At 68.3% G+C, this 12,036-nt stretch carries 13 protein-coding genes; 5 read left to right on the plus strand and 8 right to left on the minus strand.

Annotated features, from left to right (window positions below; genetic code table 11):
• The first annotated feature begins 85 nt into the window (after positions 1-85).
• Positions 86-1,198, plus strand: a complete 1,113-nt coding sequence (gene ada / locus L1787_RS21260; RefSeq protein WP_235711121.1) for a bifunctional DNA-binding transcriptional regulator/O6-methylguanine-DNA methyltransferase Ada — start codon at positions 86-88, stop codon at positions 1,196-1,198.
• Entirely contained in the window at positions 1,191-1,883 is a 693-nt protein-coding gene (locus tag L1787_RS21265; RefSeq protein WP_235711122.1) for a 2OG-Fe(II) oxygenase, read from the plus strand. The genes ada and L1787_RS21265 overlap by 8 nt, the downstream gene beginning before the upstream one ends.
• Before the next feature lie 15 nt (positions 1,884-1,898).
• On the opposite strand, the gene L1787_RS21270 is transcribed toward L1787_RS21265, so the two are convergent.
• Genes L1787_RS21270 through ilvA form a run of 3 tightly spaced genes read right to left on the minus strand, consistent with a single transcriptional unit; the run spans position 1,899 to position 4,933 of the window.
• A complete protein-coding gene (locus L1787_RS21270) occupies positions 1,899-2,627 on the minus strand; it encodes a pyridoxine 5'-phosphate synthase (protein WP_235711123.1) in 729 nt (242 codons plus the stop codon).
• On the minus strand, positions 2,624-3,637 hold the full coding sequence (pdxA, locus tag L1787_RS21275) for a 4-hydroxythreonine-4-phosphate dehydrogenase PdxA (RefSeq protein WP_235711124.1): 1,014 nt from the start codon (positions 3,635-3,637) through the stop codon (positions 2,624-2,626). The genes L1787_RS21270 and pdxA overlap by 4 nt, the downstream gene beginning before the upstream one ends.
• Positions 3,638-3,646: 9 nt before the next feature.
• On the minus strand, positions 3,647-4,933 hold the full coding sequence (gene ilvA, locus L1787_RS21280) for a threonine ammonia-lyase IlvA (RefSeq protein WP_235711125.1): 1,287 nt from the start codon (positions 4,931-4,933) through the stop codon (positions 3,647-3,649).
• A gap of 147 nt (positions 4,934-5,080) precedes the next feature.
• On the opposite strand from ilvA, the gene L1787_RS21285 reads away from it, so the two are divergent.
• Complete coding sequence (locus L1787_RS21285; protein WP_235711126.1) at positions 5,081-5,536, plus strand: YaiI/YqxD family protein; 456 nt, start codon at positions 5,081-5,083, stop codon at positions 5,534-5,536.
• 87 nt (positions 5,537-5,623) lie between these two features.
• Positions 5,624-6,940, plus strand: coding sequence for an NAD(P)H-dependent oxidoreductase (locus L1787_RS21290; RefSeq protein ID WP_235711127.1), 1,317 nt, complete (start codon positions 5,624-5,626; stop codon positions 6,938-6,940).
• Between the two features lie 66 nt (positions 6,941-7,006).
• On the opposite strand, the gene L1787_RS21295 is transcribed toward L1787_RS21290, so the two are convergent.
• Together L1787_RS21295 and L1787_RS21300 are read right to left on the minus strand one after the other, a co-directional pair.
• Positions 7,007-7,540 carry a GNAT family N-acetyltransferase gene (locus L1787_RS21295; RefSeq protein WP_235711128.1) on the minus strand — a complete coding sequence of 178 codons (534 nt, stop codon included), beginning with the start codon at positions 7,538-7,540 and terminating at the stop codon, positions 7,007-7,009.
• Positions 7,541-7,543: 3 nt separating this feature from the next.
• Positions 7,544-8,326, minus strand: coding sequence for an SDR family oxidoreductase (locus L1787_RS21300; RefSeq protein WP_235711129.1), 783 nt, complete (start codon positions 8,324-8,326; stop codon positions 7,544-7,546).
• A gap of 564 nt (positions 8,327-8,890) precedes the next feature.
• On the opposite strand from L1787_RS21300, the gene L1787_RS21305 reads away from it, so the two are divergent.
• A complete protein-coding gene (locus tag L1787_RS21305) occupies positions 8,891-9,100 on the plus strand; it encodes a cold-shock protein (protein ID WP_198883210.1) in 210 nt (69 codons plus the stop codon).
• A gap of 414 nt (positions 9,101-9,514) precedes the next feature.
• Here L1787_RS21305 and L1787_RS21310 read toward each other — a convergent pair whose 3' ends face one another.
• From L1787_RS21310 to L1787_RS21320, 3 genes are all read right to left on the minus strand, one after another.
• The gene (locus L1787_RS21310; RefSeq protein ID WP_235711130.1) at positions 9,515-10,399 is read right to left on the minus strand and encodes a cation diffusion facilitator family transporter; all 885 of its coding nucleotides are present in this window, start codon (positions 10,397-10,399) and stop codon (positions 9,515-9,517) included.
• 143 nt (positions 10,400-10,542) lie between these two features.
• Positions 10,543-11,457 carry an arginase gene (gene rocF / locus L1787_RS21315; RefSeq protein ID WP_235711131.1) on the minus strand — a complete coding sequence of 305 codons (915 nt, stop codon included), beginning with the start codon at positions 11,455-11,457 and terminating at the stop codon, positions 10,543-10,545.
• Positions 11,458-11,538: 81 nt separating this feature from the next.
• Positions 11,539-12,033 carry a YciE/YciF ferroxidase family protein gene (locus tag L1787_RS21320; protein WP_235711132.1) on the minus strand — a complete coding sequence of 165 codons (495 nt, stop codon included), beginning with the start codon at positions 12,031-12,033 and terminating at the stop codon, positions 11,539-11,541.
• Positions 12,034-12,036: the final 3 nt, after the last annotated feature.

Below are 12,036 nucleotides of genomic sequence, written 5' to 3' on the forward strand. Positions count from 1 at the left end.
TCGAACCGGGGAGTTTGACCGCAAGCATCGGATGGGGCGAGGACGGGGAATGCGCCATCTTCCGGGCCGATGAAGGAGAATTGCCATGGACGATGGGATGATGTCCGCAGCGCTCGCCCCTGAGGCCGACCCCGATACGGGGCGATGGGCCGCGCTGGTCGCCCGCGACAAGGAGGCGGACGGCACGTTCGTCTTCGCGGTGGTGACGACCGGGGTCTATTGCCGGCCGAGTTGCGCGGCGCGCCGGCCCTTGCGCAAGAATGTGCGCTTCTTCGCGCTGGGGCGCGAGGCGGAGGCGGCGGGATTTCGGCCCTGCAAGCGCTGTCGGCCGAACGAGATGTCGGTGCATCAGAAGGTGGCGCTCGCGGTCGAGGCGGCGTGCCGCCGGATCGAGGCCGCCGACGATGTTCCGACGCTCGACGCGCTGGCGGCAGAAGCGGGGATGAGCGCCTATCACTTCCACCGCCAGTTCAAGGCACACACCGGACTGACGCCGAAGGCCTATGGTGACGCGGCGCGGGCGCGGCGCGCGCACACGGCGCTCGCGGCGGGCGGACGGGTCACGATGAGCGCTTTTGAAAGCGGCTTCGGCAGCCTCTCGCGCTTTTACGACACCGCCGTCGAGCGGTTCGGCATGGTGCCGTCGGCGGTGAAGGCCGGTGGCGCGGGCGAGGTGATCGTCACCGCACAAAGGCGCTCGGCCCTCGGGGTGGTGACGGCGGCGTTCTCCCGGCGCGGGGTCGCCTCGGTCCGCCTCAGCGACAGCGCGGCGGAGGGGGCGGCGGCCGTCGCCGCGCAGTTCCGCGAGGCGCTGCTGATCGAGGGCGGGGCGGACTTCGACGCGCTTCTCGCCGAGATCGTCGCGGCGGTGGAGGAGCCCGCGAAGGCGGCCGAGATGCCGCTCGACATTCGTGGCACCGCGTTCGAGGAACGGGTCTGGGCGGCGCTGCGCAAGATCCCCGTCGGCACGACCGCCACCTATGGCGAGATTGCCGCGACGATCGGCCGGCCCACCGCGCACCGGGCGGTCGCCAAGGCGTGCGGGGCGAACACGCTTGCCATTCTCGTTCCCTGCCACAGGGTCATCCGAGCGGACGGGAGCCTTGCCGGCTATCGCTGGGGTGTGGAGCGCAAACGGGCGCTGCTCGCGACGGAGGCACGGATCGCCGAACGGGTGACGGAGGGCGAACATGGATGAGCGGATCGCCGCGCTCGACTGGGTGCGGATCGACGAGGATCTCGACACGTTCGGCGCGGCGCGAACCGGGCCGATCCTCTCGGGCGCGGAATGCGAGGCGATCGCGGGCCTCTATGACGGGGACGGCTTTCGCAGCCGGGTCGTGATGGCGCGGCACGGCTTCGGCTCGGGCGAATACAAATATTTCGCCGCGCCGGTGCCGGACAAGGTCGCCGCGCTCCGGGCGGCCGTCTATCCGCACGCAGCGCGGGTCGCGAACCGCTGGGCCGAGCGGCTCGGCACGCCGACCTTCCCGGACACGCTGGGCGGAATGTTGGCCCGCTGCCATGACGAAGGGCAGACCAAGCCGACCCCGCTCCTCCTCAAATACGGGCCGGGCGACTATAATTGCCTGCACCAGGATCTTTATGGCGCGGTCGCGTTTCCGCTGCAGCTCGTCGTCCTCCTCTCCGATCCGGCGACGTTCGAGGGGGGCGAGCTGGTGCTGACCGAGCAGCGGCCGCGGATGCAGTCGCGCGCCGAAGTGGTGTCGCTGAAGCAGGGCGAGGGCGCGCTCTTCACCACCTCGATCCGGCCCCGGCGCGGGAGCCGGGGCGACCATCGGGTGAACATGCGGCACGGGGTGAGCCGCTTGCGATCGGGCGAGCGGATGACGCTCGGCGTGATTTTTCACGACGCGGCGTGAACCGCGCCGACAGGCTTAGGCGCGGGCGGCGTCCATCAGGCGGCGCATTTCCTTGATCGCGCCGCCGAAGCCCAGCGCGATCGCCTCGCCGACCAGGAAGTGACCGATATTGAGTTCCATGATCGTCGGGATCGCGGCGACCGGGCCGACCGTGTCGAAGGCGAGGCCGTGGCCGGCATGGCATTCGATGCCGAGCTCGGCGGCGGCCTTCGCCGCGTCGACGATGCGGGCGAGCTCGCGGTCACGCTCCGCCGCCGGCGCGTCGCAATAAGAGCCGGTGTGAAGCTCGACGACCGGAGCGCGAACCTTCAACGCGGCCTCGACCTGAAGCGGTTCGGGGTCGATGAAGAGGGAGACGCGAATGCCGGCGTCGGTGAGGCGCGCGACCGCGTCCGGCAGCTTCGCGACGCCGAGAACGTCGAGCCCGCCTTCGGTCGTGACCTCGGTGCGGTTTTCCGGGACGAGGCAACTCGCGTGCGGCCGGACATCGAGGGCGATCGCCACCATCTCGTCGGTGACGGCCATCTCGAAATTGAGCGGCAGGGGCACCTCGTCCTTGAGGCGGCGAATGTCGGCGTCGCGGATGTGGCGGCGATCCTCGCGCAGATGCGCGGTGATGCCGTCGGCACCCGCCTCCGCCGCGATCAGCGCGCCGCGGACAGGGTCCGGGTGCACGCCGCCGCGGGCGTTCCGCAGGGTGGCGATATGATCGACATTGACGCCGAGACGCAGAGGGCCGGTCACGCTTTCGTCCTTTCATGACGCCGCGTCGCGAGCTCGGCGGCGAGGGAGATGGCGGAAATCAGGCTTTCGGCGCGCGCGACGCCCTTGCCCGCAATGTCGAGCGCCGTGCCGTGATCGGGCGAGGTGCGCACGAAGGGCAGGCCGAGCGTGACGTTGACGCCTTCATCGAAGGCGAGCGTCTTGATCGGGATGAGGGCCTGATCGTGGTACATGCACAGCGCCGCGTCATAGGTGCGGCGGGCACGGGCATGGAACATCGTATCGGCCGAGAGGGGGCCGACGATGTGGAGCCCTTCGGCGCGCAGCCGCTCGACCGAGGGAATGATGAGGTCGATCTCCTCGCGCCCCATGCGGCCGTCCTCCCCGGCATGCGGGTTGAGCCCGGCGATCGCGATACGCGGCACGGCGATGCCGAAATCGGTGACGAGCGCCTTGTGGGTGATGCGCGCGGTCTCTTCGATCGCCTCGGCGGTCAGCTCGGCCGGCACGCGCGAGAGGGCGATGTGGATCGTGACGGGGACGACGCGAAGCTCGGCCGAGGCGAGCATCATCACCGTGCGTGGAACGTCCGCGAGGGCGGCGAGGAACTCGGTGTGGCCGGGATGGGCGAAGCCCGCCTCCTGAAGAACCGCCTTGTGGATCGGGTTGGTGACGATCCCGGCGGCCTCGCCGGAGCGGGCGAGGCGCGTCGCCGTCTCGATGCTTTCGAGGACGCGCGGGGCCTGCGCGACATCGAGCGATCTGATCGCGAGCGGGACGGGCGCCGAGAGCGGCATCACCGGAAGGACCGAGCCGAAAGCGGCGAGCGCGTCCGACGGACGGTCGATGATGGCGATCGGGGTCGGTCGGCCGATCGCCTCGGCGAGGCGGGCGAGACGGTCCGGATCGTCGAGGACGAAGAAAGGCGGGCCGCCCGCGTTCAATTCGTGCCAGGCGGCGAGGGTGATCTCGCCGCCGATGCCGGCCGGTTCGCCCATGGTGACCGCGAGGGGAGAGCCGAGGCGCCGCATCGCCGGCCCCTAGATCAGGATGCCGGCGACCACATCGTCGTCGGTGATGTCGCGATAGACGAAGCCGGCTTCGTCGAGGCGCGCGGTGAGGGTGTCGAAATTGTCGCGCGAGGTGGTCTCGATGCCGAGGAGAATCGAGCCGAAATTGCGGGCCGATTTCTTCAGATATTCGAACCGGGCGACATCGTCGTCAGGGCCGAGCATGTCGAGGAATTCGCGCAGCGCGCCGGGGCGCTGGGGCAGGCGCAGGATGTAATATTTCTTGAGGCCGGCCGCCTTCAGCGCCCGCTCCTTCACCTCGGGCAGCCGCTCGAAGTCGAAATTGCCGCCGGACGTCACGCAGACGACGCGCCGGCCGGTGAGCCGCTCGGGCGGGAGGGAGCGCAGGACGTCGATCTGAAGGGCGCCGGCGGGCTCGAGCACGATGCCCTCGATGTTCAGCATCTCGAGGATCGTCTCGCACAGCCGGTCCTCGGGCACGGTGACGACCTGGGCCGGATGCCGGTCCTTGAGGGCGGCGAAATTGTTCTCGCCGATCAGCGCGACAGCGGCCCCGTCGACGAAGGTGTTGATGTTCTCGAGCGGGACGCGGCGGCCCGCGATCAGGCTCTGTTGGAGCGAGGGCGCGCCGGCGGGCTCGACGAAGACGATCTCCGTCTTCGGCGCGAGGGCCTCGAACACCTGGACGACGCCGGCCGCGAGGCCGCCCCCGCCGACCGGCAGGATGAGGACGTCGGGCGGGGTCTCGAGCTGTTCGAGGATCTCGAGGCCGACGCTTGCCTGGCCCTCGATGATGTCCGGGTGATCGAAGGGCGGCACGAAGACCGCGCCGGTCTCCTTGGCGAATTCGATCGCGGCGCGGTTCGCCTGGTCGAACGTGTCGCCGACGAGTCGGATTGCGATATTGTCGCCGCCGAACGTCTGGGTCTTCTGGATCTTCTGCTTGGGCGTGGTGATCGGCATGAAGACGGTGCCGGTCACGCCATGGTGCGCGGCGACGAAGGCGAAGCCTTGCGCATGGTTGCCGGCGGAGGCGCAGACGAAGGTGCGATCCTTGCCGCCGTCGGCGAGGGCCTTGCGGAAATAGTTCGCCGCCCCGCGCAGCTTGTAGGAGCGCACCGGAGTGAGATCCTCACGCTTGAGGTAAATCTCCGACTGATAGCGCTCGGACAGGAAGGCGTTGCGCTGGAGCGGTGTCGGCTCCAGCAGCGGGCGCAGCGCATCGGCGGCGCGGACACAACCGTCGACGAAGCTTTCGCCGGTCGGCGCGTCAGTGGGGGCGGTTGCAAGGCTCATGGGGCCTCTCTAACGCATCGGCGGCTTTGTTTGAACAGAACAGAGTGGCAAGAGGGGGGTCGAATTTGCGATTCTGATATCCGGCCAGCGCCCGCCTCCCGGCGACGGTGGCCCGATATCGTCCGACGAGGAGGACCCGGCGCGCCGATGGCGACCATTTATATCGATGCGGATGCCTGTCCGGTAAAGGCCGAGACGCTGAAGGTGGCCGAGCGACACCGGGTGCCGGTGGTGATCGTCTCGAATGGCGGCATCCGCCCGAGCCGCGATCCGATGGTGACGACGGTGGTGGTGCCGGAGGGGCCGGACGCGGCCGACCAGTGGATCGCCGAGCGCATCGGACCGGGCGACGTCTGCGTCACCGGCGACATTCCGCTCGCCGCGCGCTGCATCGAAAAGGGCGGTCAGGCCGTGCGCCACAACGGGGACGTGTTCACCGAGGCCAATATCGGCCACCAGCTCGCGATGCGGGATCTGATGGCGGACCTGCGCGCCGCCAATCCGCTCGGCGTTCAGGGTGGTGGCCGGCCGTTCTCGCAGCGCGACCGCTCCCAATTCCTGCAATCGCTCGACCGGCTCGTGCGGCGCTCGGCCGGCGCTTAAGGGCGCCCGAAGGCGGGGGCGCCGGGCATTTTCTTGCCGCGGATGCGTGATAGGCTTCCTGCAATAAGAAATTGCGGGAGGGACGAAATGTTCTTGTACAACAAGCTCTTGGCGCGCGCCTCGGAGCGGCCCGTCCGGGTCTGCCTGATCGGGGCGGGCAAGTTCGGCTCCATGATTTTGTCGCAAGTGCCGACGACGCCGGGGCTCGAGATCGCGGTGGTCGCGGACCTGCGCGCCGACGCGGCGCGGGCGGCGTGCCGCACGGTGGGCTGGCCGGCCGAGCTCATCGAGAAGACCGCCTATACCGACGACACGATGGCGGCGATCGCGCGCGACGATGTCGATGTCGTGGTCGAGGCGACGGGGCATCCGCGGGTGGGGCTCGCCCATGCGCGGGCGGCCTTCGCGGCGGGCAAGCACATCGTCATGGTGAATGTGGAGGCGGACGTCCTCGCCGGGCCGGCGCTCGCGCGGGAGGCCGCCTCGGCGGGCGTCGTCTACTCCATGGCCTATGGCGATCAGCCGGCCCTCGTCGCCGAAATGGTCGAGTGGGCGCGCTGTTGCGGCTTCACGGTGACGGCGGCCGGCAAGGGAACGAAGCACCTGCCGCATTATCATCAGTCGACGCCGGACACCGTGTGGGGCCATTTCGGTGTCACCGAAGACTATGCGCGCGCCGGCGGGATGAACCCGAAGATGTTCAACTCCTTCGTCGACGGGACGAAATCCGGGATCGAGATGGCGGCGATCGCCAATGCGTGCGGGCTCGCCGTGCCGTCGGACGGGCTGCTCTTTCCGCCGGCCGGGGTGCACGATCTTGCGCACATTCTGCGGCCGCGTGCGTTGGGCGGGGTGCTGGAGCGCTCCGGCATCACCGAGGTCGTCAGCTCGATGGAGCCGGACGGGCGCGAGACGGCCGACAATCTGCGCTGGGGCGTTTATGTCGTGGTCGAGGCGCCGAACGATTATGCGGCGGGCTGCCTCAAACTCTACGGGATGAAGACGGACGAGACGGGGCGCTATGGCGCGATGTATCGGCCGTTCCACCTCATCGGCCTCGAACTCAACATCTCGATCCTCGCCGCGGCGCTCGAAGGCAAGGCGACCGGCGCCTCGCGCGGCTTCGTCGGCGATGCGGTGGCGACGGCGAAGCGCGACCTCGAGGCGGGCGAGACGCTCGACGGGGAGGGCGGCTATTGCGTCTGGGGCAAGCTCGTTCCGGCCGAGCGGTCTTTGCGGGAGGGCGCGCTGCCGATCGGCCTTGCGCAGGACGTGAAGCTGACGCGGGCGGTGAAGGCGGGCGAGGTGGTCGGCTGGGCCGATGTCGCCTTCGCCGAGGACGACGAGGCCGTCGCTTATCGCCGGGCGATGGAGGAGGCGGAGCGGCCGCGAATGGCGGCCTGATTCAGCCGGTCGCGCGGGGCCGCATGGCATCGTCGCCGTGCGGCGCCTCCGGCGATCCGTGGCGGATCAGACCGCCTCGGACGGCCGTCCCCAGCGATAGAGGACGTGGCTGCCGCGATCGGCGGCGAACGCCATGCCGATCCCCTCGGCGATCTCGCGGGAGCGGGCATTGTCGCGGTGGATCTCGGCGATGATCGAGGGAAGGCCGAGATCGTCCGCCCCGTAGGCGAAGAGGGTGAGCGCGGCTTCCCGCGCGAAACCCTTGCCGCGCGCGGCGTGGGTGAGGCGCCAGCCGATTTCGACCTCCGGGCCGACGGCGTCCTCCGGGATGAGGAGAACCCAGCCGAGAAAGGACGTCGGGTCGGCCTTCTCCGCGATCACCCAATAGCCGAGGCCCTGCGGATAGGGACCGCGCGTGCGCGCCGCGATGAAGGCGCGATGCGCGGCCTCGCTGTGCCAGGGCCCGGCCACATAATCGAGCGTGCCGGGCTCCTGGTCCATGGCGAAGGCGGCCTCGTGGTCCGCCTCGGTTCGCGGCCGAAGCACGAGCCGCGGCGTGACGAGCGTCGGATGGTTCGGCCAGTGCCAACGCTCGGCCATGGGTCAGCCCATCGTCGAGTTGAACGCGCCGCCGTCGAGGAGGACGTTCTGGCCGACCATGAAGCCGACATGCTCCGAGCACAGGAACGCGGCGACCTTGCCGAACTCCTCGGGCGTGCCGAAGCGGCCGCGCGGGTTGGCGGCCTCGGCGCGTGCGCGGGCGTCTTCGACGCTGATCTTTTCGCTTTCGGCCGTGCGGTCGAGCATCCCTTTGATGCGGTCCGTGTCGTGCTGACCCGGAAGGATGTTATTCATAATGACGCCGTGCTTGGCGACCTGGCGCGCGGTGCCGGCGACGAAGCCGGTGAGGCCGGAGCGGGCGGCGTTGGACAGGCCGAGCTGCGGGATCGGCGCCTTCACGGAGCCCGAGGTGATCGACACGATGCGGCCCCAGCCCCGTTCGATCATGCCGGGCAGGAGAGCGGTCGCGAGGAGGATCGGCGTCAGCATGTTGGCGTTGACGGCGGCCTCCCACTCGGGGCGCTTCCAGTCGGACCAGACGCCCGGCGGCGGACCGCCGGCATTGTTGATCAAAATGTCGGGGTTGGGTTCGGCCGCGATGAGGGCGGCGCGGCCCTCGTCGGTGGTGACGTCGGAGACGACGGTCTGCACGTCGACGCCGTAGCGGGTGCGGATCGCTTCGGCGGTCGCCTCGAGCGTTTCGGCGGTGCGGCCGTTGAGCGTCAACGCGACGCCGGCTTCGGCGAGCGCTTCGGCGGTGCCCCGACCGAGCCCGCGCGACGACGCGCAGACGATCGCCCGGCGGCCTTTGATACCAAGATCCATTTCGATGCCCTTGTGTTTGGGATGCCGGATCGCACGAGCGCCTGGATGTCGCAAGCGTTGGATGCCGATCGGAGGTGCTTCTGCGGCAATCAATCCAACCAGTCAGTCTAAATCGCAGCACTTGCTTGGGCTGCATGATCATAATCGCTAATGAAATCGTCAGAATCTTGATGCCAACGCCTCTTATTTAGGCGTCGAATCGAATTCGCTTGGCAACGTGTTCGTGATATGCATTCGTTAGGATCGAGATCCGCGAAGTTTCTCTCGCGAGCCGATTGGGATTTAAGAACGGACGACGGAACGAATGAAGAAATGCCGCCGGGCCGTTTCGATCCCGGGATTGAAGACAGACATCGGCAGTCCTCTCAATGAAGGCGCTGGAACGTTGAGCCGCAGAGCGCAACTGCCGCGGCGTGACGATGGCGCGTTACAGCTTTAGCCCACAGTTTATGGATGTTTGGTCTGGCAACGGCCGCCGGAAGGCGCGCTGTGCCGGTCTGAAGAGCGATTTCGACGCCGGGTGCGGGGCCCGGCGCGAAGGGTACCGGGAGACAGGAGGCCGTGATGGCGACAGGTACTGTTAAGTGGTTCAACGGAACCAAGGGCTACGGATTCATCCAGCCGGACGAAGGCGGTGCCGACGTGTTCGTGCATATTTCTGCAGTCGAGCGCGCCGGAATGAACTCGCTGACCGAGGGGCAGCGGGTTTCTTACGAGTTGTTCAAGGACCCCAAGCGGGGCCGCACCTCGGCCGAACAATTGAAAGCGGTTTGACGTAAGTCTCGACCGCCCGAAGGCGCGCCCCGACGATCCGGCTGCGGACTGTCGGTGGCCTCACGACAAGACCGTCCCGCTGACTCGGCCCGGAGCGTTCGCGTTCCGATCAGAGGGTGACAGGCGTTCTTCGACGCTGCGGCCCTTTGATGATCGAGTGAAAGGATCCAGTCCGGACCGTTCTCGTCCGATCTGGAGCGCACTCGCCCACCCGGAAGGCCCGTTTTATTGGAATCGGCCCGGTGAGGCGGGGAAGGCCGCGCCGGGCTCCGGCGGGGCGGTATTTTTAGGGCGTCCCACGGACAGAGCAGTCGCCCCAAAATTGTATTGAAGCAGGGCAGCGCCCGAGCTGCCACGCTCGAGGGTGACGTTTGCGCCGCCGCAGCGGCCCTTCCGTCCCGCGAGGCGCGAGCCTCATTCCAGGACGATCCCCACATTCTTCGCCTTATGCTCCGGTTCGACGTGGATGGTGATCGTGCTGTCCTCGATCTCCTTGCGGAGCGCGGCTTCGATCTTGTCGCAGATGCGGTGGGATTCGGCGACGGTCATCGCACCGGGGACGATGAGGTGGAACTCGATGAAGGTCCGCCGCCCGGCGTGGCGGATGCGGATATCGTGCGCCTCCATCGCCCCCTCGGCATTCTCGCCGATGATGACGCCGATCCGGGCGATATCGTCGGGCGACGTCTCGTCCATCAGCCCGCCCACGGCCCCACGCATGACGCGCCAGCCGGACCACAGGATGTTGAGCGCGACGAGGGCGGCGATCGCCGGGTCGAGGATGATCCAGCCGGTGAACTGGATGAGCACCACCGCGAGCACGACGCCGACCGATGTGACGACATCGGTATAGATGTGTGTCCCGTCGGCGATCAGAGCGGGTGAGCGCAGCGCGCGACCTTGGCGGATCAGGATGAAGGCCCACACGCCGTTGAGCATCGAGGCGATCATGTTGATGCCGATGCCGAGCCACGGCGCTTCCAGTGGCGCGGGTGCGAGGAAGCCCTGATAGGCCGCGTGCAGGATCGCAAGGGCAGCGACCGCGATGAACACGCCTTCGAGGACGGCGGAGAAATACTCCACCTTGGAGTGGCCATAGGGATGATTGTCGTCGGGCGGGGCCGCGCTGATGCGCACCGCTCCGGCCGTCGCGATCGCCGTCACGATGTTCACGATGCTCTCCATCGCGTCGGAGAAGAGCGCCACGCTGCCGGTGACATAGGCGGCGACGAGCTTCAGCCCCAGCACCGCGACACCGACGGCGATGCTGTAGAGGGCGAGGGTGATCGGATTTTTCAACGAACACTCCTTGGCAGCCCCACGAGGCGGCCTCGTGGACGCGGGCGTTCGAGCCACAACAGGTGAGATGCCGATGTGGTTGCGACGGTTGGGGGTCGAAAGTCAACGTCGCGCCGGCGAAGAGCGGGCCGCCGGCCGCGTGATCACCAGGCTTGGGTCGGCTTGTCCATGATGGTTTTGCCGAACAGGCTCGCGGCGAGCTCGACCATCAGCGAGGCGGTGCGGCCGCGCTCGTCGAGGAAGGGGTTGAGCTCGACGAGATCGAGCGAGCCGACGAGGCCGCTTTCATGGAGAAGCTCCATCACGAGATGGGCCTCGCGGACCGTCGCCCCGCCCGGCACGGTGGTGCCCACCGCCGGGGCGATATCGGGGTCGAGAAAGTCGACGTCGAGGCTGACATGGAGATGCCCGCCCGCCGCTTCGACGCGGCGCAGCGTGTCGCGCACGAGATGGCCGACGCCGAACTCGTCGACGACGCGCATATCGTGGACGACGACGCCGTGGGCGCGCAGCAGGGCCCGCTCGTCCGGGTCGACGGAGCGGATGCCGATCATCGTGACGCGGGTCGGGTCGAGCGGAGTGATCGGCTCGCCATAGATCGTCTCGGCGCCGGCAAGGCCCGCGGCGAGCGCGACCGGCGTGCCGTGCAGGTTGCCGGAGACGGTGGTCTTCATGGTGTTGAAGTCGGGGTGGGCGTCGAGCCAGAGGACGTGCGCGCCGGGGTCGATATCGGTGACGCCGGCGAGTGAGCCGGCCGCGATCGAATGGTCGCCGCCGAGAAGGATCGGAACGTGGCCGTTGCGCAGCGCGCCCGCGACGGCGCGGCGGACGGCGCGCGTCCACCCTGCCACGTCGCCCACATGATGGGCGGGGCCGAAATCGGCATCGGGGAGCGTGACGGGGTCGGGGGCGAGGTCGCGATCCTCGGCGACCGTGTGGCCGAGCTCTTCGAGCGTTTCGACGAGGCCGGCGGTTCTGAGAGCCGCCGGCCCCATGATGCAGCCGCGCCGATAGGTGCCCGCCTGTGTCGGCGCGCCGATGAGGGACAGTGTCGCCATCGGGTATCGTCCTCCCCTTCGAGACATGACGAGCTGGCCGGTGGCGGCCGGCGCGTCAAGGGGCTCGAAGGGGTGTGGGGGTCAGGCGGCGGCGGCCTGTTTGTTGAGTGTGCTCGTCGCGAGACCGGAGAGCTTCTCGTCGGCGGCACTTTCCTCGGAAAGGGTCGCGGAGAGGAGCTTCGCGGCGTCGGCATGGCCGAGCTGCTTGGCCCAGGTCACGAGCGTGCCATAGCGGGTGATCTCGTAGTGCTCGACGGCCTGGGCAGCGGCGATGATCGCGGCGTCCCGGGTCGCCTCGTCCTCCGATTCCTCCATCAGTTCCTTGGCCTCTTCGATGATGCCGTCGATCGCCTCGCAGCGCACACCGCGGGCGCTCTTGCCGAGCCCGTCGAGCACCGTCTGGAGACGCTCGACATGGGTTTCGGTCTCGGACTGGTGGGCGGCGATGAGCGTCTTCAGGGAATCGGCGCTCGCCTTGCGCTCCATCGTCCGCATGGCCTTCAACGCCTGCTTTTCGGCGTAAAGTATGTCGCGCAAGAAATGGATGAAAAGGTCGTCGAGAGACTTCATTGACATGGT

The sequence above is a fragment of the Acuticoccus kalidii genome, assembly GCF_021556395.1.
Lineage (GTDB): Bacteria > Pseudomonadota > Alphaproteobacteria > Rhizobiales > Amorphaceae > Acuticoccus > Acuticoccus kalidii.

Excerpts from the sequence above, each read along its gene's own strand:
- ada (WP_235711121.1), top strand. The coding sequence starts at position 86 with ATGGACGATGGGATGATGTCCGCAGCGCTCGCCCCTGAGGCCGACCCC.
- L1787_RS21265 (WP_235711122.1), top strand. The coding sequence starts at position 1,191 with ATGGATGAGCGGATCGCCGCGCTCGACTGGGTGCGGATCGACGAGGAT.
- pdxA (WP_235711124.1), bottom strand. The coding sequence starts at position 3,637 with ATGCGGCGCCTCGGCTCTCCCCTCGCGGTCACCATGGGCGAACCGGCC.
- ilvA (WP_235711125.1), bottom strand. The coding sequence starts at position 4,933 with ATGAGCCTTGCAACCGCCCCCACTGACGCGCCGACCGGCGAAAGCTTC.
- L1787_RS21285 (WP_235711126.1), top strand. The coding sequence starts at position 5,081 with ATGGCGACCATTTATATCGATGCGGATGCCTGTCCGGTAAAGGCCGAG.
- L1787_RS21290 (WP_235711127.1), top strand. The coding sequence starts at position 5,624 with ATGTTCTTGTACAACAAGCTCTTGGCGCGCGCCTCGGAGCGGCCCGTC.
- L1787_RS21295 (WP_235711128.1), bottom strand. The coding sequence starts at position 7,540 with ATGGCCGAGCGTTGGCACTGGCCGAACCATCCGACGCTCGTCACGCCG.
- L1787_RS21300 (WP_235711129.1), bottom strand. The coding sequence starts at position 8,326 with ATGGATCTTGGTATCAAAGGCCGCCGGGCGATCGTCTGCGCGTCGTCG.
- L1787_RS21305 (WP_198883210.1), top strand. The coding sequence starts at position 8,891 with ATGGCGACAGGTACTGTTAAGTGGTTCAACGGAACCAAGGGCTACGGA.
- rocF (WP_235711131.1), bottom strand. The coding sequence starts at position 11,457 with ATGGCGACACTGTCCCTCATCGGCGCGCCGACACAGGCGGGCACCTAT.
- L1787_RS21320 (WP_235711132.1), bottom strand. The coding sequence starts at position 12,033 with ATGTCAATGAAGTCTCTCGACGACCTTTTCATCCATTTCTTGCGCGAC.